The sequence below is a fragment of the Reyranella sp. genome, from assembly GCF_004297265.1.
GTDB lineage: Bacteria > Pseudomonadota > Alphaproteobacteria > Reyranellales > Reyranellaceae > Reyranella.
In genome coordinates, this window is sequence record NZ_SCUT01000059.1 from 38,885 (window position 1) to 58,110 (window position 19,226).

19 protein-coding genes and 1 pseudogene are annotated in these 19,226 nt (G+C 66.4%); 17 read left to right on the forward strand and 3 right to left on the reverse strand.

From position 1 onward, the window contains the following. Nucleotides 1-2: 2 nt before the first annotated feature. From EPO41_RS26590 to EPO41_RS26665, 16 genes and pseudogenes are all read left to right on the forward strand, one after another. Nucleotides 3-308, forward strand: coding sequence for a hypothetical protein (locus tag EPO41_RS26590; RefSeq protein WP_296332004.1), 306 nt, complete (start codon nucleotides 3-5; stop codon nucleotides 306-308). Between the two features lie 136 nt (nucleotides 309-444). Beyond that, entirely contained in the window at nucleotides 445-1,317 is an 873-nt protein-coding gene (locus EPO41_RS26595; RefSeq protein WP_296332005.1) for a succinylglutamate desuccinylase/aspartoacylase family protein, read from the forward strand. A gap of 380 nt (nucleotides 1,318-1,697) precedes the next feature. Beyond that, complete coding sequence (locus EPO41_RS26600; RefSeq protein ID WP_296332006.1) at nucleotides 1,698-2,411, forward strand: phosphoadenylyl-sulfate reductase; 714 nt, start codon at nucleotides 1,698-1,700, stop codon at nucleotides 2,409-2,411. Between the two features lie 51 nt (nucleotides 2,412-2,462). After that, nucleotides 2,463-3,431, forward strand: a complete 969-nt coding sequence (locus tag EPO41_RS26605; protein ID WP_296332007.1) for a sulfonate ABC transporter substrate-binding protein — start codon at nucleotides 2,463-2,465, stop codon at nucleotides 3,429-3,431. Next, nucleotides 3,428-4,288, forward strand: coding sequence for an aliphatic sulfonate ABC transporter permease SsuC (ssuC, locus tag EPO41_RS26610; protein ID WP_296332008.1), 861 nt, complete (start codon nucleotides 3,428-3,430; stop codon nucleotides 4,286-4,288). Before EPO41_RS26605 ends, ssuC begins: the two co-directional genes overlap by 4 nt. Nucleotide 4,289: 1 nt before the next feature. Next, nucleotides 4,290-5,159, forward strand: coding sequence for an ATP-binding cassette domain-containing protein (locus EPO41_RS26615; protein ID WP_296332009.1), 870 nt, complete (start codon nucleotides 4,290-4,292; stop codon nucleotides 5,157-5,159). Then, nucleotides 5,156-6,210: pseudogene (gene ssuD / locus EPO41_RS26620) on the forward strand (FMNH2-dependent alkanesulfonate monooxygenase); the annotation flags it as partial. The gene EPO41_RS26615 and the pseudogene ssuD, both read left to right, overlap by 4 nt. Before the next feature lie 94 nt (nucleotides 6,211-6,304). Beyond that, nucleotides 6,305-6,535 (forward strand): hypothetical protein, encoded by a 231-nt coding sequence (locus EPO41_RS26625; protein ID WP_296332010.1) that lies wholly within the window; start codon nucleotides 6,305-6,307, stop codon nucleotides 6,533-6,535. A 267-nt stretch (nucleotides 6,536-6,802) separates the two neighbouring features. Further along, the gene (locus EPO41_RS26630; protein WP_296332011.1) at nucleotides 6,803-7,693 is read left to right on the forward strand and encodes a LysR family transcriptional regulator; all 891 of its coding nucleotides are present in this window, start codon (nucleotides 6,803-6,805) and stop codon (nucleotides 7,691-7,693) included. 153 nt (nucleotides 7,694-7,846) lie between these two features. Then, nucleotides 7,847-8,317, forward strand: a complete 471-nt coding sequence (locus EPO41_RS26635) for a formate dehydrogenase subunit gamma (protein ID WP_296332013.1) — start codon at nucleotides 7,847-7,849, stop codon at nucleotides 8,315-8,317. Further along, entirely contained in the window at nucleotides 8,314-9,852 is a 1,539-nt protein-coding gene (locus EPO41_RS26640; RefSeq protein ID WP_296332015.1) for an NADH-quinone oxidoreductase subunit NuoF, read from the forward strand. Before EPO41_RS26635 ends, EPO41_RS26640 begins: the two co-directional genes overlap by 4 nt. A gap of 10 nt (nucleotides 9,853-9,862) precedes the next feature. Further along, nucleotides 9,863-12,697 (forward strand): formate dehydrogenase subunit alpha, encoded by a 2,835-nt coding sequence (fdhF, locus tag EPO41_RS26645; RefSeq protein ID WP_296332017.1) that lies wholly within the window; start codon nucleotides 9,863-9,865, stop codon nucleotides 12,695-12,697. 5 nt (nucleotides 12,698-12,702) lie between these two features. Next, nucleotides 12,703-12,921, forward strand: a complete 219-nt coding sequence (locus tag EPO41_RS26650; RefSeq protein WP_296332018.1) for a formate dehydrogenase subunit delta — start codon at nucleotides 12,703-12,705, stop codon at nucleotides 12,919-12,921. A 192-nt stretch (nucleotides 12,922-13,113) separates the two neighbouring features. Then, on the forward strand, nucleotides 13,114-13,323 hold the full coding sequence (locus EPO41_RS26655; RefSeq protein ID WP_296332020.1) for a hypothetical protein: 210 nt from the start codon (nucleotides 13,114-13,116) through the stop codon (nucleotides 13,321-13,323). A 200-nt stretch (nucleotides 13,324-13,523) separates the two neighbouring features. After that, on the forward strand, nucleotides 13,524-13,724 hold the full coding sequence (locus EPO41_RS26660) for a cold-shock protein (protein WP_296332022.1): 201 nt from the start codon (nucleotides 13,524-13,526) through the stop codon (nucleotides 13,722-13,724). Nucleotides 13,725-14,099: 375 nt separating this feature from the next. After that, complete coding sequence (locus EPO41_RS26665) at nucleotides 14,100-15,338, forward strand: hypothetical protein (RefSeq protein ID WP_296332024.1); 1,239 nt, start codon at nucleotides 14,100-14,102, stop codon at nucleotides 15,336-15,338. Nucleotides 15,339-15,352: 14 nt separating this feature from the next. On the opposite strand, the gene EPO41_RS26670 is transcribed toward EPO41_RS26665, so the two are convergent. Then, the gene (locus EPO41_RS26670; RefSeq protein ID WP_296332026.1) at nucleotides 15,353-16,327 is read right to left on the reverse strand and encodes an SDR family NAD(P)-dependent oxidoreductase; all 975 of its coding nucleotides are present in this window, start codon (nucleotides 16,325-16,327) and stop codon (nucleotides 15,353-15,355) included. 26 nt (nucleotides 16,328-16,353) lie between these two features. Beyond that, the gene (locus EPO41_RS26675) at nucleotides 16,354-16,827 is read right to left on the reverse strand and encodes a hypothetical protein (protein ID WP_296332027.1); all 474 of its coding nucleotides are present in this window, start codon (nucleotides 16,825-16,827) and stop codon (nucleotides 16,354-16,356) included. Between the two features lie 184 nt (nucleotides 16,828-17,011). On the opposite strand from EPO41_RS26675, the gene bla reads away from it, so the two are divergent. Then, a complete protein-coding gene (gene bla / locus EPO41_RS26680; RefSeq protein ID WP_296332220.1) occupies nucleotides 17,012-17,845 on the forward strand; it encodes a class A beta-lactamase in 834 nt (277 codons plus the stop codon). Between the two features lie 16 nt (nucleotides 17,846-17,861). On the opposite strand, the gene EPO41_RS26685 is transcribed toward bla, so the two are convergent. Continuing rightward, nucleotides 17,862-19,130, reverse strand: a complete 1,269-nt coding sequence (locus EPO41_RS26685; protein WP_296332029.1) for an MFS transporter — start codon at nucleotides 19,128-19,130, stop codon at nucleotides 17,862-17,864. Between the last annotated feature and the right edge of the window lie 96 nt (nucleotides 19,131-19,226).

The window sequence follows — 19,226 nt, forward strand, 5'->3', positions numbered from 1 at the left end:
CCGTGGGCGCCCTGATCCTCTGTACGTTCCCCGCGGACAGAGCCGACTTCCGGACCTGGATACTCGACCGTGTCGTCCTGTTGGCCGCCCGGAACGAAGCCGGCATCAAGTTCGTGGGGACGGAGCAGGGCGAGGGACCTGGATCGGCCCTGAGTACCGTCGGCGTTCAGGTTGCGAGTGTGACGCGCGCCGGGGCGATCTTCGCCGAATGGCGATCGGAGAAGAGTTACATCCGGTCGGCCGAAGTCAGACTGCTGCTGATGGAGGCGGTTGGTGGTAGCGAACATGCCGGTGCCCTGTTCCCCTGAAAGGTCCAGCGAGCGAGCCGCCAGGAGCAGGCTTTCGGCGGACATCGATCTGGACGCCCAGGGCAAGGCAACGGGCTTCCTCCGGGTGCCACACTCGGTCCACCGCTCCGCATATGGTTGGATCCCGGTCCCGATCGTGCGCATCCGCAACGGCGAAGGCCCGAATGTCCTGCTGGTGGCGGGCAATCACGGCGACGAGTGGGAAGGGCAGATCGGACTGGGAAACCTGATCCGGAACATCGAAGCCCGTGATGTCCGAGGGCGCCTGGTAATCCTTCCCTCCGCCAATTTTCCGGCCGCACTGGAGGGCCGGCGCACGTCTCCGATCGACCAGGGCAATCTCAATCGCGCTTTTCCCGGTGATGCCGAAGGTACCATCACGCAGCAGATCGCCTATTGGATCGAACATGCACTGCTGCCCGGCTTCGACTATGCCTGCGACTTCCATTCGGGTGGCAGCTCTCTGATCTACATTCCAAGTGCGCTGGTCGCACACCATCCAGAGCCCGCGATTCTGGAAAGGACCATCGGCCTGGCAAAGGCCTTCGGTGCGCCCGTGACCTTCATCTCGAAGGCCCCTGGAGGCGATCGTGCGTTTACATCTGCCGCGTCCCGCCAGGGCGTCGTTGCGCTGACCACCGAACTCGGCGGTGGAGGTTTCGTCACGCCGGAGTCTCTCTCGATTGCCGAGCAAGGCATGCGCCGCGTGCTGGCTCACGTCGGACTGTTGCAGGGGCCGGTACCTCCGCCCGCCGCCACGCGCCTGACGGAAACCCTTGGCGACGATTACTATGTCTATGCCTCCGAAGGCGGCCTGTTCGAACCTCTGGTCGAGTTGGGCGACGAGGTGAGCGCGCGTCAACCGGCCGCTCGAATCCATTTCCACCACACACCCTGGCGCGAACCGGAAATTGTCGCTTTCGAGCGGCCGGGGCTCGTGATCTGCAAGCGCGTGCCGGCGCGCTGCGAGCGCGGCGACTGCCTGTTCCAGTTGGCGACGACCAGATGAGGCACCGATTGGCGCCACCGTTCGATTGAGGAAGTGCTCGTTTCGCGGACGTCGCATCCGGAAACATTTGCTCGAACAGCCGCGCAAATCGACGGACTCGTTTCATTGACCATTGGCGTCGTCGCGGCCACCTTTGCGTCATGATGATGCTCGCAAACCTGCTCGCGCATTCGATCGGTCGACAGTCATCCGACGACAGCTCGACCTGTTGTCGTCGGGGCCAGACCCTCGACGCCGTACGGAGAGCATAGCCGGTCTTCGATCGGCTCTCCTCGCGGACCAATACGAGTGAATGAGGTAGCGACACCTCATTCGAGCCGGTCATCCCGCAATCCATGTGAAATCAGGTCGGTTCCCCGGTGGGCCGGCGGAGTGAAGTCATGCCTACGCCAGCTGAACATGTCATCGATCTGAGGCGTCGCTTCGACGGGGCCGCGCCGGCGCGTATCCTGCAAGCGGCGCTGGGCGAGATCTTCAAGGGTCGTATCGCCGTCGTCTCTTCCTTCGGCGCCGACTCCGGGGTGCTGCTTCACCTGGTGGCGGAGGTCGATCGCGAGGCGCCGGTGCTGTTCGTCGATACCGGCCGTCACTTCCCCGAAACCCTGGAGCATCGCGACCGGCTCGTGCGCCATCTCGGGCTGGGCGACGTGCGCAGCATCGGTCCGTCGCCCGAGGAAGTGGCGCGCCGCGACGCCGATCTCAGTCGCGCCACCTGGGATCCCGATGGTTGCTGCGCCTTCCGCAAGATCGCGCCGCTGCAGCGCGCGCTGGCGGGCTTCGACGCCTGGATCACCGGCCGCAAGCGCTTCCAGGCGACGACGCGCCGCGAACTGCCCATCTTCGAGGTCGATGGTACGCAAGCCAAGATCAACCCGCTGGCACGCTGGAATCAGGCTGAGATCGACGATTACGCCGCTCGCCATGGCCTGCCCGAGCATCCGCTGGCGTCGCGCGGCTATCCGTCGATCGGCTGCGCGCCGTGCACGTCGGCCATCCTGCCGGGCGAGGATCCGCGTGCTGGCAGATGGCGCGGGTTCGTGAAAACCGAATGCGGCATCCACCGTCCGGCTGCCGCCCTTCTGGCCGCGGAGTGAAGACACTCGGCGAGCCGCGACGTTCGTAGAGACAATTTCACGGGGACTTCCATGATCAAGAGACGACACATTCTGATGGCCGTGCCGGGCACCGTTCTGGCCGCGCCGGCGATCGCCCAGACATCCACCAGGTCGGGCGCCGGGAAGGCGCGCGAGCTGCGCTTCGGCTATCAGCGCAGCGGGACCCTGCTGATCGCCAAGCAGCAGGGTGTCCTCGAGAAGCGGCTGAATCCGCTCGGCATCGACGTGAAGTGGGTCGAGTTCTCGTTCGGCCCGCCGCTGCTGGAGGCTCTCAACGTCGGCAGCATCGACTATGGCACGACCGGCGATGCGCCGCCGATCTTTGCCCAGGCTGCGAAGGCCAAGCTGCTCTACGTCGCTGCAGTGGAGGCGGCGGGCTCCGGCGCCGCCATCCTCGTGCCGCCGGGTTCGACCCTGCAGACGCTGGCAGATCTCAAGGGCAAGAAGGTCGGCTTCGCCCGTGCGTCCAGCGCCCACAACCTCACCATCGCCGCCGTCGAGAAGGCCGGTCTCGCCTGGGGCGACATCACGCCGGTGCAGTTGCCGCCGGCCGACGCACGCGCGGCCTTCGAGCGCGGCGCGCTGGATGCCTGGACCATCTGGGATCCGTACTTTGCGCTCGCCGAAACCCGCCCCGGGGTCCGCGTTCTCGCGTCCGCCCGGGGCATCGCCAAACAGAATGCGTTCTTTCTGGGCAACAGCGACTACACGCGCGCCAATCCCGAGATCATCGCGGCGGCCAACGAGGAGCTGGCCAAGGTGGCGCTGTGGGCCGAGGCCCATCGCGAGGCCGTGGCGCAGACGCTGTTCGAGGCCACCGGCATCGAGCTCGCCGCGTGGCAGCGCGCGGTGCAACGCACCGACTACCGGGTGGCGCCGCTCGGCGATGGCGTACTGGACGAGCAGCAGCGGGTCGCGGATCGCTTCCATGCGCTTGGGCTGATCCCGAACAAGATCGCCGTGCGCGACATCGTCTGGAAGTGGGAAGCCCGCACATGAGCGACTCCCAGATCGTGCTGGGGCGGGTCCTCCCGCTGCGCAGCAAGGCGGTGGGGCGTCGCTTCGGACGCACCGTGAAGCGCTTTCTCACGACCGATGCCGCGGCCTGGATCGTGCCCGTCGCGCTCCTGCTCGTCTGGCAGGTCGCTTCGCAGCTCGGCCTGATTCCATCCAACGTACTCTCGGCGCCGAGCGATGTGATCGACGCCGCCTGGCGGCTGACGCTCAATGGAGAGCTCCTGAACAACATCGCCGTCAGTGCCGGGCGGGCGGCTGCCGGCTTCGTCATCGGCGGCAGCCTCGCCTTCGCTTTCGGCCTTCTGAACGGCGTGTCGAGGATCGGCGAGAAACTCACCGACACGACCTTCCAGATGGTACGCAACATCCCCAACCTGGCCATGGTGCCGCTGGTCATCCTGTGGTTCGGCATCGAGGACAGTGCGCGGGTCTTCCTCGTCGCCTTGGGCGTCTTCTTCCCGATCTACATCAACACCTTCCATGGCATCCGCACCGCCGACGCCCATCTCGTCGAGATGGGGCGCTCCTACGGCATGTCGAACTGGGAGCTGTTCCGGCGGGTGATCCTGCCCGGAGCGCTGCCGTCGATCTTCGTCGGCCTGCGCTACTCGCTCGGCATCATGTGGCTGACCCTGATCGTGGCCGAGACGATCGCGGCCAATTCGGGCATCGGCTACATGGCCATGAGCGCCCGCGAATTCATGCAGCTCGACGTCGTCGTCCTGTCGATCCTGCTCTACGCACTGCTCGGCAAGCTGGCAGACAGCGTCGCCCGCCTGCTGGAGCGCACGACGCTGCAGTGGCATCCCGCCTTCCAGGCCCGCCGCAAGGAAACCTGACATGGTCGACGATATTCTGGTGCGTGCACTCCTGGAGGAAGGACTTCATCCTCTCGACGATCGTGAGCCCGCGACCCGCGAGCCCGCAGCCAGCGAGCCCGATCTGCCGCCCGGTGGCGTGGCGATCACGATCGCAGGTCTCACCAAGTCCTTCGGCAGCAATACGGTGTTGCATGGCATCGATCTCGAGGTGCCGGCGGGGCAGTTCCTCACCGTCATCGGCAAGAGCGGCTGCGGCAAGAGCACGCTCCTGCGCATCCTGGCCGGTCTCGACCAGGCGACGTCGGGCGAGGTCCTGTTCGACGGCGTGCCATCCGGCCGGTCCGGCCATGTCGCGCGCCTGATGTTCCAGGAACCGCGATTGCTGCCGTGGGCCCGTGTCATCGGCAATGTGGAGGTCGGTCTCGGCGCCCGGCGCACGCTGCCCGGTGCCGAGGACCGGGCGTTGGCCAAACTGGCCGCGGTCGGGCTGGAATCGCGCGCCACCGACTGGCCGTCGGTCCTGTCTGGAGGCCAGAAGCAGCGGGTGGCTTTGGCTCGCGCGCTCGCCAGCAGTCCCAACTTCCTCGCCCTCGACGAGCCGCTGGGCGCACTTGACGCGCTGACGCGCATCGAGATGCAGGGTCTGGTCGAGCAGGTGTGGCGCGAGCAGGGCTTCACCGCCGTACTGGTTACGCACGACGTCACCGAGGCGATCGTCCTGGGCGACCGGGTGGTCCTCATCGAAGACGGCATCATCAAACTCGAACTTGACATCGACCTGCCGCGACCGCGGCGCCGTGGTGCGCCTGAAGTGGCGGCGCTCGAGGAAAAAGTGCTGCGCCATCTGTTCAGCGAGGGCGGTTATGTCGAGCGGAGGGCTGTGGCATGAGCGAGAGTGGCGCCAACTTTCTATGGTTCCTGCCAACCCACGGCGATGGCCGGTATCTCGGCACGACGATCGGCGCGCGGTCGGTCGATCTCGGCTATCTCCGGCAGGTTGCCTAGGCGGCCGACGCGCTGGGCTATTTCGGCGTGCTGCTGCCCACGGGAACGTCGTGTGAGGATTCCTGGCTCGTCGCTTCTGCCCTCGCACCGCTCACGGAGCGGCTCAACTTCCTCGTAGCCGTGAGGCCGGGGCTGCTTTCACCGACGCTCGCCGCGCGCATGACCGCCACGCTCGACCGTCTCTCGGGCGGGCGGCTGTTGATCAACGTCGTGACGGTGGCGATTCCGCGGAAAGCCGGGCCGAGGGCGTCTTCCTCGACCATGACGAGCGCTATGCCGTCACTCGCGAGTTCCTGGACATCTATCGTCGCCTGCTGGCGGGAGGCGAGGTGACGCGGCTCGGCCAGAGGGTCAGTGTCGAAGCAGCCAGGCTGGTGCTGCCGCCCGTGCAGGAAGACGGTCCGCCGATCTACTTCGGCGGCTCGTCGAGCGTGGGCATCGAGATCGCGGCCGAATCGGTCGACAAGTACCTGACCTGGGGCGAGCCGCCGGCCGCTGTCGCCGAGAAGATCGCCACCGCATCGGTCGCGGCGGCGCGCAAGGGACGCCGGCTCACCTTCGGCATCCGCCTGCACGTCATCGTGCGCGAGACCAACGAGGAGGCATGGGCGGCCGCCGATTCGCTGATCCGGCATCTCGACGACAAGACCATCGCCGCCGCCCAGCAGGTTTTTGCCCGTATGGATTCAGTGGGGCAGCAACGCATGGCCGCTCTCCATGGCGGTCGCCGTGACAGGCTGGAGATCAGTCCCAACCTGTGGGCCGGGGTTGGGCTCGTCCGCGGCGGCGCCGGCACGGCGCTGGTGGGCGACCCGCCCACGGTCGCCGCCCGAATTGCCGAGTATCGATCGCTCGGCATCGATACCTTCATCCTCTCGGGCTATCCGCACCTCGAAGAGGCGTATCGCTTCGCCGAACTTGTCTTCCCGCTGCTCGACCGTGTCAAGAGTCCGGCGCCTGCACCTTTCGTGCGGGCCGCGGCATGACGCACCGTCGACGTGGACGCGTGTTCAACCTGGAGGAAGTGCGATGGAAGGAAGGTCGACCGTTGACGTTCTGGCCGTCCGCGTTTGCCGTGCCGTGCGAACGGCACGGAGAGAACACCAGGCCTGGATCGGGCTCGACTTCCTGCAGAGAGAGCTCGGCCACGAAAGCCCGATGGCGATCGACGCGGCGGTTGCCTTTGCGGCGGCCAAAGGCTGGCTCGCCATCGGTGGGGCGCCGGCGCACAGCGTCCTGCTGACCAACGGAGCGCCGTAGGCGTCAGGCCCACCGTCGGCAGGTAGGCCTCACGCCGCGGAAACCCGCACAGCGTCCGGCATCGCGGACCCGTGCGCCCGCCGCCGCCGCGTGAGGACATCGTCGCACCTTGGCCGACTTCGAAGGGCGCTGTTCCCGGCCCATTACAGGTGGCTCGACGGGGTGAGCCCTCGAAGGGGATCGATGCCTATGTCGGCATCGTCCTGGAATGCGCTTTGGTGACGGGAGAAAGGAGCCGGGGGGACGATTTTCGGCTAATCTTTTTCCATGATCGACAAACTGGAATTCCTGCTTGCGCTCTCCCAGGAGCGGAATTTCAGCAAGGCGGCCGAGCTGTGCGGGGTCACGCAGCCCACTTTCTCCGCCGGCATCAAAAGCCTGGAAGACATGCTCGGCGTGATGCTGGTGCAGCGGACCTCGCGCTTCATCGGCTTCACCGCGGAGGGCGAGCGCGTGCTAGACTGGGCGCGAGGCATCGTGGCCGACACGCGGGCCATGCGGCAGGAGGTGAACTCGCTGCGCAAGGGTCTCAGCGGCCGGCTGCGGATCGCCGCCATCCCGACGGCACTCGCCATGGTTTCGACGCTCACCACGCCGTTCCGCGCCAAGCACCCCAACGTGAAGTTCACCATCCTCTCGCGGACCTCGATCGAGATCCTGGAGATGCTGGAGAATCTCGAGGCCGATGCCGGCCTGACCTACATCGACAACGAGCCGCTCGGCCGGCTGCGCGCCGTGCCGCTCTATACCGAGCAGTACCGTCTGCTCACCTCGGAGAACAGTCCACTCGGCGAGCGTGACAGCGTCACCTGGGCCGAGGTCGGCGGGATCCCGCTCTGCCTGCTGACGCCGGACATGCAGAACCGGCGCATCATCGACCAGCTCCTGAGCGAGGCCGGCGGCCAGGCCGATCCGACGCTCGAATCGAACTCGATGATCGTGCTGTTCTCCCACGTCCGCACCGGGCGCTGGGCCAGCGTCATGCCACAGAAGCTGGCCGACACGCTCGGCCTGACCGAACACCTGCGCTCCATTCCCATCGTCGAGCCGGATGCGACGCACTCGATCGGCCTCGTCGTGCCTCGGCGCGAGCCGATGACTCCCCTCGCGAAGGCCCTGGTCGCCGAGGCGACCCATCTGGCCGCCACCCTGGCCTGACGATCGCCGGACCCCGCCCAAGAGGGGTGGTTCGATAGATTTGTTCTATTGCAGCACGGAACAGCTTTATTGAGGTCAGGCGTTCGCGCGCCGAACATCCAGCGAAACTAGAGTCGGCAAACAGGGTCAGCCGGCCGGTTTGGGATGGAGTTCATGGTGTCGCTGCGCTGGGACGAAACCGAGGCCACGGAAATTGTCCGCCGCCACGACGGGCGCGAGGGGCCGTTGCTGCCGATCCTGCACGATCTGCAGGCGGCCTTCGGGCACGTCCCGGAGCCGGCCATTGCCTTCCTGGCGCAGGCGCTGAACATCACCCGCGCAGAGGTGCACGGCGTCGTCTCCTTCTATCACGATTTCCGTCGTCAGCCGGCGGGCCGCCACGTGCTCAAGCTCTGCCGCGCCGAGGCGTGCCAGTCGATGGACAGTGAGATTTTCGCCCGCCGCGTCCTCGATCGCTTCAACCTCGACTGGGGCGGCACCACGCCCGACGGCAGGGTCACGATCGAGCCGGTCTATTGCCTGGGTCTCTGCGCCTCCGCGCCCTCGGCGATGCTCGATGGCGAGCCGATGGCACGGCTGAATGCAGCGTCGATCGACGAGATCGCCCGCGAGGTCTCGCGATGACGATGCGCCTCTTCGTGCCGCGCGATGCCGCCGCCCGCGCCGTCGGCGCCGACAAGGTCGCGGCCCTGTTGGGCGACGAGGCCAGGCGGCAGGGCATCGAGATCGAGATCGTCCGCACGGGTTCGCGCGGCCTGTTCTGGCTGGAGCCGATGGTCGAGGTCGAGACGCCACACGGACGCATCGCCTTCGGACCCGTGACGCCGCACGATGTACCGGGTCTGCTGACCGGCATAGCCGTCGGCGCCAACCATCCGCTTTGCCTCGGCCGTCCCGAGGAGATTCCCTTCCTGAAGAGACAGACGCGCCTCACCTTTGCGCGCTGCGGTATCGTCGATCCGCTGTCTCTCGCCGACTGGCGGGCCCATGGCGGCGGTCGGGGCCTCGAACGGGCGCGCAGCCTTGGGGCGGCGAAGACACTGGAAGAAGTGACCAAATCCGGCCTGCGTGGCCGCGGCGGCGCCGGCTTCCCGACCGGAATCAAGTGGAAGACGGTCGCCGATGCGCCGGCCGACCGGAAGTACATCGTCTGCAACGCCGACGAAGGCGATTCCGGCACCTTCGCCGACCGCATGTTGCTCGAAGGCGATCCCTTCGCGCTGATCGAAGGCATGGCGATCGCCGGACTCGCCGTCGGAGCGACCAAGGGTTACGTCTATATCCGCTCCGAATATCCGGATGCAGTGCGAACCTTAGAGCGGGCCGTGCGCCTTGCCGAAGCCGATGGGCTTCTCGGCGCCGGGGCCGGATTCGACATGGAGATCCGGGTAGGAGCCGGGGCCTATGTCTGTGGCGAGGAGACTGCGATGCTGGAGAGCATCGAAGGGAGGCGCGGGCAGGTGCGCGCCAAGCCGCCGCTGCCGGCGCACAAGGGCCTGTTCGGCCGACCGACGGTGATCAACAACCTGATCTCGCTCGCCACCGTGCCGTGGATCCTGGCAGAGGGCGCCGAAGCCTATGCCGCCTTTGGCATGGGACGTTCGCGCGGCACCATGCCGATCCAGCTGGCGGGCAACGTCAGGCACGGAGGCCTGTTCGAGGCGGCGTTCGGCGTCACCCTGGGCGAGCTGGTCGACGAGATCGGCGGCGGCACGCGGAGCGGGCGGCCGGTGCGGGCGGTCCAGGTCGGGGGCCCTCTGGGCGCCTACTTTCCGCGTGCGCTGTTCGATACGGCGTTCGACTACGAGGCCTTCGCAGCGCGCGACGGGCTGATCGGTCATGGCGGTGTCGTCGTGTTCGACGACGCGGTCGACATGGCGCGCCAGGCCCGCTTCGCCATGGAATTCTGCGCCCTCGAATCCTGCGGCAAGTGCACGCCCTGCCGCATCGGCTCGACACGCGGCGTCGAGACCATCGACAGGATCATCCGTGGCGAGCAGACCACCGCGAACCTCGAGCTGGTCGAGGACCTCTGCCAGACGATGAAGTTCGGCTCGCTCTGCGCCCTGGGCGGCTTCACGCCCTATCCGGTGATGAGTGCCATCAGGCACTTCCCCGAGGATTTCGTCCGCCCGCCCGTCAGCGCGGCCGCGGAATAGAGGACCCGTCATGTCGCTCGTTCCCGAAACCGACTATGGCACACCGGCCAGCCGCGCGACGGAGCAGGTCGCCCTCACCATCGACGGCCAGACCGTCTCGGTGCCCGCCGGCACTTCGATCATGCGGGCGGCGATGGATGCCGGCATCCAGGTACCCAAGCTCTGTGCCACCGATTCGATCGAAGCCTTTGGTTCGTGCCGCCTCTGCCTGGTCGAGATTTCCGGCCGGACCGGTACGCCCGCTTCGTGCACGACGCCGGTGGCGCCTGGCATGGTCGTGTCGACCCAGACCGAGCGGCTGAAGCAGATCCGCAAGGGCGTGATGGAGCTCTACATCTCCGACCATCCGCTCGACTGCCTGACCTGCGCGGCCAATGGTGACTGCGAACTGCAGGACATGGCGGGCGCGGTCGGCTTGCGCGAGGTGCGCTACGGCTACGAGGGCGAGAGCCACACGAAGCAGGAGAAGGACGAGAGCAATCCGTATTTCACCTTCGATCCCGCGAAGTGCATCGTGTGCTCGCGCTGCGTGCGCGCCTGCGAGGAGGTGCAGGGCACCTTCGCGCTCACCGTCCAGGGCCGCGGCTTCGACTCCAAGGTCTCGCCCGGCACGTCGTCCGACGACTTCCTGAGCTCCGAATGCGTGTCGTGCGGCGCCTGCGTGCAGGCCTGCCCGACCGCGACGCTCTCGGAGAAGAGCCTGATCGAGATCGGGCAGCCCGAGCATTCGGTGGTGACGACCTGCGCCTATTGCGGCGTCGGCTGCAGCTTCAAGGCCGAGATGCGCGGCGAGGAGCTCGTGCGCATGGTGCCGTGGAAGGACGGCAAGGCCAATCGCGGACATTCCTGCGTCAAGGGCCGCTTCGCCTGGGGCTACACGCATCACAAGGAACGCATCCTGAAGCCGATGGTGCGCGAGAGCATCGACCAGCCGTGGCGCGAGGTCGGTTGGGACGAGGCAATCGGCCGGGTCGCCGCGGAATTCCGCCGCCTGCAGGACAAGCATGGCCGTCTGGCCATCGGCGGCATCACCTCGTCGCGCTGCACCAACGAAGAGACGTACGTGATGCAGAAGCTGATCCGTGGCGGCTTCGGCAACAACAATGTCGACACCTGCGCGCGCGTCTGCCACTCGCCGACCGGTTTCGGCCTCAGCCAGGCCTTCGGCACCTCGGCGGGCACGCAGGATTTCGACTCGGTCGAGCAGAGCGACGTGATCCTGGTGATCGGCGCCAACCCGACCGACGCGCATCCGGTCTTCGCGTCGCGCCTGAAGAAGCGATTGCGGCAGGGGGCGAGGCTGATCGTGATCGATCCGCGCCGCATCGACCTCGTGCGCATGCCGCACGTCGAGGCCGACTATCACCTGCCGCTTCGGCCCGGCACCAACGCCGCGGTGATGAATGCGCTGGCCCACACGATCGTCACCGAGGGCCTGGCCGACGAGCGGTTCGTGCGGGAATTCTGCGACCGCGATGCCTTCGAGCATTGGGCAGCCTTCATATCGGAACCGCAGAACAGCCCGGAGACCGTGGGCCTGATGGCCGGCGTCGATCCCGAGGCGATCCGCGGCGCCGCGCGTCTCTACGCCACCGGCGGCAACGCCGCGATCTACTACGGCCTGGGCGTCACCGAGCACAGCCAGGGCACGACGACGGTCATGGCGATCGCCAACCTCGCCATGGTGACGGGTAATCTCGGCCGGCCGGGCGTCGGCGTGAACCCGCTGCGCGGTCAGAACAACGTCCAGGGGGCGTGCGACATGGGCTCTTTCCCGCACGAACTGACGGGCTATCGCCACATCTCCGACGACGCGACGCGCGAGACGTTCGAGAAGATGTGGGGCCGTCCGCTCGACGCAGAGCCCGGCCTGCGCATCCCCAACATGTTCGATGCGGCGGTCGAGGGCACCTTCAAGGGCCTCTATGTCCAGGGTGAGGACATCCTCCAGTCCGATCCGAACACCAGCCACGTCGTGCAGGCACTGTCTTCGATGGAATGCGTCGTGGTGCAGGACCTGTTCCTGAACGAGACGGCGAACTACGCCCACGTCTTCCTGCCGGGCTCGACCTTCCTGGAGAAGGACGGCACCTTTACGAATGCGGAACGCCGCATCAATCGCGTGCGGCGGGTGATGACGCCCAGAAGCGGTATGGCCGATTGGGAGATCACCCTGGCCATCGCCAGGGCGATGGGCTTCGAGATGCCCTACAGGCATCCGTCGGAGATCATGGACGAGATCGCGGCTCTGACGCCGGGCTTCGCCGGTGTATCCTATGATCTCCTGGACAAGGTCGGCTCGGTCCAGTGGCCGTGCAACGAGAAGGCGCCGCTCGGCACGCCGGTCATGCATATCGGCGGCTTCGCCCGCGGCAAGGGCAATTTCCTGATCACGGAGTATGTACCGACCGACGAGCGCACGGGACCGCGGTTTCCACTGCTGCTCACCACGGGCCGCATCCTCAGCCAGTACAATGTCGGCGCCCAGACGCGGCGCACCGACAACGTCGTGTGGCACGACCAGGACCTGCTGGAGATCCATCCGCACGATGCCGAGCAGCGCGGTGTGCGCGACGGCGACTGGGTCAAGCTCGACAGCCGCGTCGGCAGTACCAGCCTCCGCGCCAGGATCACCGACCGGGTGGCGCCCGGCGTCGTCTACACGACGTTCCATCATCCCGAGACGCAGGCCAACGTGGTCACGACCGAGTTCTCGGACTGGGCGACCAATTGCCCCGAATACAAGGTCACCGCCGTGCAGGTGTCGCCGTCCAACGGCCCCGGCGACTGGCAGAAGGAATATGCCGAGCAGGCCCGCCGCAGCCGGCGCATCGCGGCGGAGTAGGCGGCATGTCGTCGGAGAAACTCGTGATGATGGCGAACCAGATCGGCAGGTTCTTCGTGCCGCAGCGTGGCGCCGATCCGGCGGCCGCCATCGCCACCCACCTTCGGAAGTTCTGGGATCCGCGCATGCGCGCCGCTATCGTCGCGCATCTGGACAAGGGCGGAGAGGGGCTCGACGACGCCGTCCGCCAGGCCGTTCTTCGCCTGAAGGCCGGCCGGGCGTAGTTCCTGGCGGTCCACCGGATCACGAACGGATTGGCGGGATCGAACAAGCCCGCCTATTGTGCGGCTGAGGCTACAAGGCGTATTGCGGCGTCGACCAATGCCTTCTGGCTGCCAAGTATTCAGTGAGCGTCCCGATCCATGACACGACTGGCAATATTGCTACTTCTATCCGCCCTTCTGGCCAGTGAAGCGATGGCCCAAAGCGACGACGCGGCTTATTGCAAGAAGCTGGGCGAGTACGCGACCAGATACCTGGGCGACGGCGGCGGCAACGGTGGCACGCGTCCGGATTTCGACATCGTCGAAGGCATCGACAAGTGCAACAAGGGCAATACCGCCGCCGGTATCGCCATCCTGGAGAAGAAGATCCGCAGCAAGGGCTTTACGCCGCCCGCCCGTTAGAACAGGGCATGGCGGGTGCTGAAATCCGGCGCGGAAAGGTCGGCTCACCAAATCGTGAGAGGCGGTCGACGCCAAAAAGGCACTTTCAAGGCAACTCTTGATTGTGAAACTCGCCGTGGACAGGCGATGGTCAGACGGGGTGAAATATTGCTATCGTATCGGCGGTGCAGATGCGCGCCGGAAATTAGGGACACTCACGAATGGCTTCAGGTACCGTCAAGTGGTTCAACGCCACCAAAGGATTCGGATTCATCCAGCCCGATACGGGCGGCAAGGATGTGTTCGTCCACATCAGCGCGGTCGAGCGGGCCGGGCTCAACGGCCTGAATGAAGGCCAGAAGATCAGCTACGAGGTCCAGGTCGAGCGTGGCAAGGAAGCCGCGGTCAACCTCAAGGCCTGAGGCGGACCTTCGGATTTCATCGCTTCCTGAGGGAGTGTGTGCGGTCCGAGAAACGAACGAAACGATCGCGTGCTCGTCCATCGAACGGGTGCAATGCTAGCTTGAAGGGCTTCGGGTCGCCGCGCACAGCGGTGCCCGGAGCCCTTTTTGCTATCGGCGGGGTACGCTCCGCATTTTTTTGTTGTGAAGTACATGCCGGAGTGGCGCCGGCAGCATTAATCGTTTGACTCCATTTGCCGCCACAAAAAGTATTATCTTCCTTGTGTAGACGCCGGAAGCGTCGCTCACAGGGAGCGCTCTTGCTGCAGGCGGGATCATAGTATGCGGTGCTTATCGGCCCTTCTGGTTGTTGCGTTCACGTACATTGTGACTGCCTTGACTGCGGGGGACCTTAGCGCTGCGACCATCGTTTCCCTGACGCCCTCGGGGCTTCAAGGCTATTTCCTGCGAACCGACGCCCAGGAGAGGCCAAGGCTGCGGCTGACGGGGATGATCGAGGCCGGAGACGCCGAAAAGCTGCGCGATCTGTTGGTCAAGCTCCAGGCCTCGTCCCCGGCGAAACCGGGAATGCCGCTCGCCACCATCGAGCTGAGCAGCCTGGGCGGTACCCTGTCCGAGGGAGTCCGCATCGGTGAGCTGCTGCGGAGCTTCAGGGTCGTTGCCGTCGTCCGCAAGCAGGACGTCTGCCTCTCGGCCTGTGCCCTGGCGCTTCTGGGTGGCAACACGGTCCGCGCCGCGGCGGCATATCCGGCGGATTGCAACGTCGAGATTGGCAGCAAGATCGCCTTCCACAATTTCTTCCTCGATCACAGTGCGCTGCGCGGCGTGACCGCTGACGATCCCGTGGCGAGCCGTCTCCAGGGGTTCGCGGATGCGCGCGGCGGCGCCGCGATGCTGATCCGATATGCCGCCGACATAGGGCTTCCGCCGGCCTTCGTGGCCAACCTGATGGCCAGGCCAGTCGAGGAATTCCAGTACGTCGAGACGATCGGTGAATTCCTGGCGCTCAACCTCTGCCCGGTCGGTCTCGAACGTCCGGCGCTGCCGATGTCCCATCAGGCCGTCAATGTCTGCAACAATTCGCTTGCGATGCCGGCACCCCTTTCGGCCTTCATCGTCGGCCCGATCACCGCGCCAGAGGTCCGCCGGTACATGCTCGAACGCGTGCAGGACGGCATGAATGCCGCCAAGACGAAGGGCAGGCTCGCCGACCAGCTCGCCAGCTGGTCGGTGATGCGGACCAAAGAGGAGGTCGACAAGCTCTACGAAGATCTTCGCGCGGCGGGTGTTGCCTTGCCCGAACTGGTGGGCCCGACCTTCGAGGTCTCCCTCAACCAGGCAGGCCGCGTCCGCGCCGCCTGCTATGTGAGCCTGTCGGCGACCGATCCGGACAGGTATGAGGTCGTCCTTCAGGGCGAGCGGGGCCTCGCGGAAGCTGTCCGTAAGCCACCCGCCAACGCACGGCGCATGTTCCTGTTCGATCGCCTCGCCGTAGCCAACCAGCGTCCGTCGTCGGACCTGCGCGATGTCATCCTTCAGGATAAAGCCGGGGACCGACAGGGGGCGCCGCTCAGCTCCGGCGTGGTCCCTGGGCGCGCCGACGCAGGCGACTAACGCTGCCGGGCGGGTCAGCGGCCGCCGACCACCCAGCCGGTCTCCTTCGCGAAGGCCTCGAAGAACTCCGTCTCGTACGCCCGTTCCGGGCTCTCGCGCACGAGGCTGTCGATGCGCTCGGCATCGTACCCGACCAGGATGCGCCAGCGCTCGTTGCGCACGCCGTCGAGGATGATCGTCGCCGCTTCGGCCGCCGTCGTCGGCGCCTCCTCGAGGAATCGCCGTGCGCGTTCGACGATCATCCCTCGGACATCGTCGTCCGAGAGCCTGGTGGCGTCGACGCCCATCGAGGCGATGCGCGCCCGTGCCAAGCCGATCTCGTGCGCCGTGATCTCGTCGGTCTGGTTGCCGCTCTGCAGCTTGCGTGAGTTGGCGACGATCGACGTGCCGATGTGGCCGGGCATCACGACCGAGCATTTGATATGCGGGGCGTTGAGGCGCAGGTCGGTGATCAGCGCCTCGGTGAAGCCCTTCACGGCAAACTTGGCGGCCGCATAGGCGGTCTGCGGAATGTTGGGCGCTATGAAGGCCCAGAAGCCGTTCACGCTCGACGTGTTGACGATGTGGCCCGCATCGGCGCGCTGCAGCAGCGGCATGAAGGCCCGCGTGCAGAGATAGACGCCGCCCCAGCAGATGTTGAACGTGCGCTCCCACTCCGCGCGCTCGTTGACGAGGAAGCTGCCGCCGCCGCCGATGCCGGCGTTGTTGAACAGGAGATGGATGCGATCGGTCTCGTGCTGCTCGGCGACCCCGTCCCGGAAGCGCAGCACCTGCGGCTCGTCGGCCACGTCGGCGACATGCGTCGTGATGCGCTGGCCCTGGCTGAGGCCGGCAGCCTCGCAGAGCCGCCTGGTCTCGGCCATGGCGCCCGCCGACACGTCACCCAACGCAATGCTGCAGCCCTCGGCGGCGAGCTGCCGCGCCAGCTCGCGCCCCATGCCGGTGCCGCCGCCCGTGATGACGGCAATCCTTCCCGCGAAGTCCTTCATGTCGTGTCCTCCGTCTTCTTTCTTCTTCAGGCCGGGCGGAAGCGCTTCAGGACGAGGAAGCCCAGCAGGATGAAGCCCAGCAGCACAATACCCTGCATGACCGCGAAAGGCGGCTCGGAGCCGGTCGGTGCGAACCTGTTCAGGAAGCCGATCTTCTGGAAGGACTGCACGACCAGGACGAAGACATTGAGATAGAAGGCGAACAGGGCGCTCGCGACATAGATCCACCGCCATGCGCCGGCGAGGCGGCCGACATAGAGCGCCAGCAGCGCGATCGCCAGGGCAACCGACGAAACGATTCCGACGCCGAGTGCCGGCGTGAACACGGTGATCGGGAAGAGGAATCCGGTCAGCGTCGTCAGGATCGTGCCCAGCAGGAACACGGAGTTCCAACCATCCAGCCGGCGCCCCTCCAGCATGCGGGCACACGCGACCGCGCCGGCCGCGATGGCGATCAGGCTGATGACGACGTGGACGACCGTGAAGGTCGCGATGGACATTCCAAGGACCATACACTTCTCCTGGGCTTCGCGGCGGCGTTGTGCAGATAGGCAATTCGAATCCGGTCACCACTTTAGCGCAACGGTCCGCGGGCGACAGGCCGGGCTGCTGCCATATTCGACCGCTACCCATGCGCCGGCTCATGACAGGGAGAACCCGGTGCCCGCTTCGATCGCCCGCCGTATGCTTCTGGTCGCGCCGCTGCTTTCCGTGCCGGCCGTTGCCGATGATACGATATCTGCGTTGCGCGAGTTGGAACGGCGCAACGGCGGCCGCCTCGGTGTGGCGTTGCTCGATACGGCAAGCGGGCGTCGGGTGGCCCATCGGGGCGACGAGCGCTTCCCGATGTGCAGCACCTTCAAGTTCCTGGCGGCGGCCCTGATGCTGGCCCGCGTCGATCGGGGCGAGGAGAGGCTCGATCGACGCGTCGTCTTTGCCGAGAGCGATCTCGTCCCTTATTCGCCAGCCACCAAGGAGCATGCCGGGCCGGGCGGCATGACGGTCGATGCGATCTGTGCGGCGGCCATGACCCTCAGTGACAATACGGCGGGCAACCTGATGCTGGCGAGCTTCGGTGGTTCCGCGGGGCTGACCGCTTTTGTCCGCGGGTTGGGCGATCCGATGACGCGACTCGACCGAATCGAGACCGAACTGAACGAGGGCGCGCCGGGTGACCCACGCGATACGACCTCGCCGCTGGCCATGCTGGGCACGATGCAGAAGCTCGTCGCGGGGAATGTGCTGTCGGCCGGCTCGCGCGAACGGCTGATCGGCTGGTTGGTTGCCAACAAGACCGGCGACAAGCGGCTGAGGGCCGGGTTGCCGGCGTCATGGCGCGTCGGCGACAAGACCGGTACGGGCGGCAACGGCAGTGCCAACGACATCGCGGTCGCCTGGCCGCCGGGCCGCGCGCCGGTCTTCATCGCGGCCTACTACACGGGCTCCACGATCTCCGACGAAGCGCGCAGCGCGGCGATCGCCGAAGCCGGCCGCATCGCCGCGGCCGGACTTGCCTGATCCGGCCGGGGCCTGATCAGGCCGGCAGCTTCGGCGCGCTCGGATGCTTGGGCAGGAAGGCCGTCAGCAGGCCGAGCAGCAACAGGAACGGGGTCACCTTGTAGACCGCTTCGATGCCGGCATGGTCGGCGATCTCGCCCAGCGCCGCGGCGCCGAGACCGCCCAGGCCGAACGAGACGCCGAAGAACATGCCGGCGACCAAGCCGACCCGGCCGGGCAGGAGTTCCTGGGCGTAGACCAGGATCGCGGAGAAGGCGGAGGCCATGACGATCGCCACGGTGACAGCGAGGATGCCGGTCCAGAACAGGTTGGCGTAGGGCAGCATCAGCGCGAAGGGCAGGGCGCCCAGGATCGAGAACCACATGACCGGAATGCGACCAACCCTGTCACCGACCAGGCCGCCCAGGATCGTGCCGGCGACGATGCCGACCAGGAAGGCGAACAGGAAGAGCTGCGCGGTCTGAACTTCCACGCCGAACTTCTGGATCAGGTAGAAGGTGAAGTAGGAGCCGAGGCTGGCGCTGTAGACGTTCTTGGAGAAGAGCAGCGCCACCAGGATTGCGACCGCAACGCCGACGCGGGCCTTCGACAGGGTCACGTGACCGCCAGCCGCCGCGCTCTTGCGGGCCGCCGGCTTCTGGCTGGCGCGGTTGGCCTTGTACCAGTGGCCCACCTGGAACAGCACGATCATCGCGACGAGCGCGGCCGCGGAGAACCACACGATGCTGCGCTGCCCGGCCGGCACGACGATGAAGGCGGCCAGCAACGGGCCCGCGGCGGAGCCCATGTTGCCGCCGACCTGGAACAGCGACTGCGCGAGGCCATAGCGTCCACCGGCCGCCATGCGCGCGACCCGCGAGGCCTCGGGATGGAAGACCGAGGAGCCCATGCCGATCAGCGCCGCGGCGAACAGGATCAGCGGATAGGAGTTCGCCTGCGACATCAGCAGGAGGCCGACCAGGGTGAAGCCCATGCCGACCATCAGGGAATAGGGCTGGGGCTTCTTGTCGGTGTACATGCCGACCACCGGCTGCAGCATCGAGGCGGTGCACTGGAAGGCCAGGGTGATGAAGCCGATCTGGCCGAATGACAGTGCGTATGAATCCTTGAGGATCGGATACAGCGCCGGCACCAGCGACTGCATCATGTCGTTGAGCAGGTGACAGAAGCTGAGCGACAGGATGACGGCGAAGGTCGTGGTGTTGGCGGAGGCGGCGCCGGACAGGGCTGGAGCCGAGGGGGCAGGAACGGGCGCGGAACCGGCTGCCATCGTGTTGTCGGACATGTTGCCACTTTAGGCGGCAGTCTTTCGGCTCGCCAGTATCGCCCCGGCAACCCAGCCTTGCGGCGGTAGGGGCACCGCGCCGATAGAACCTTCGGC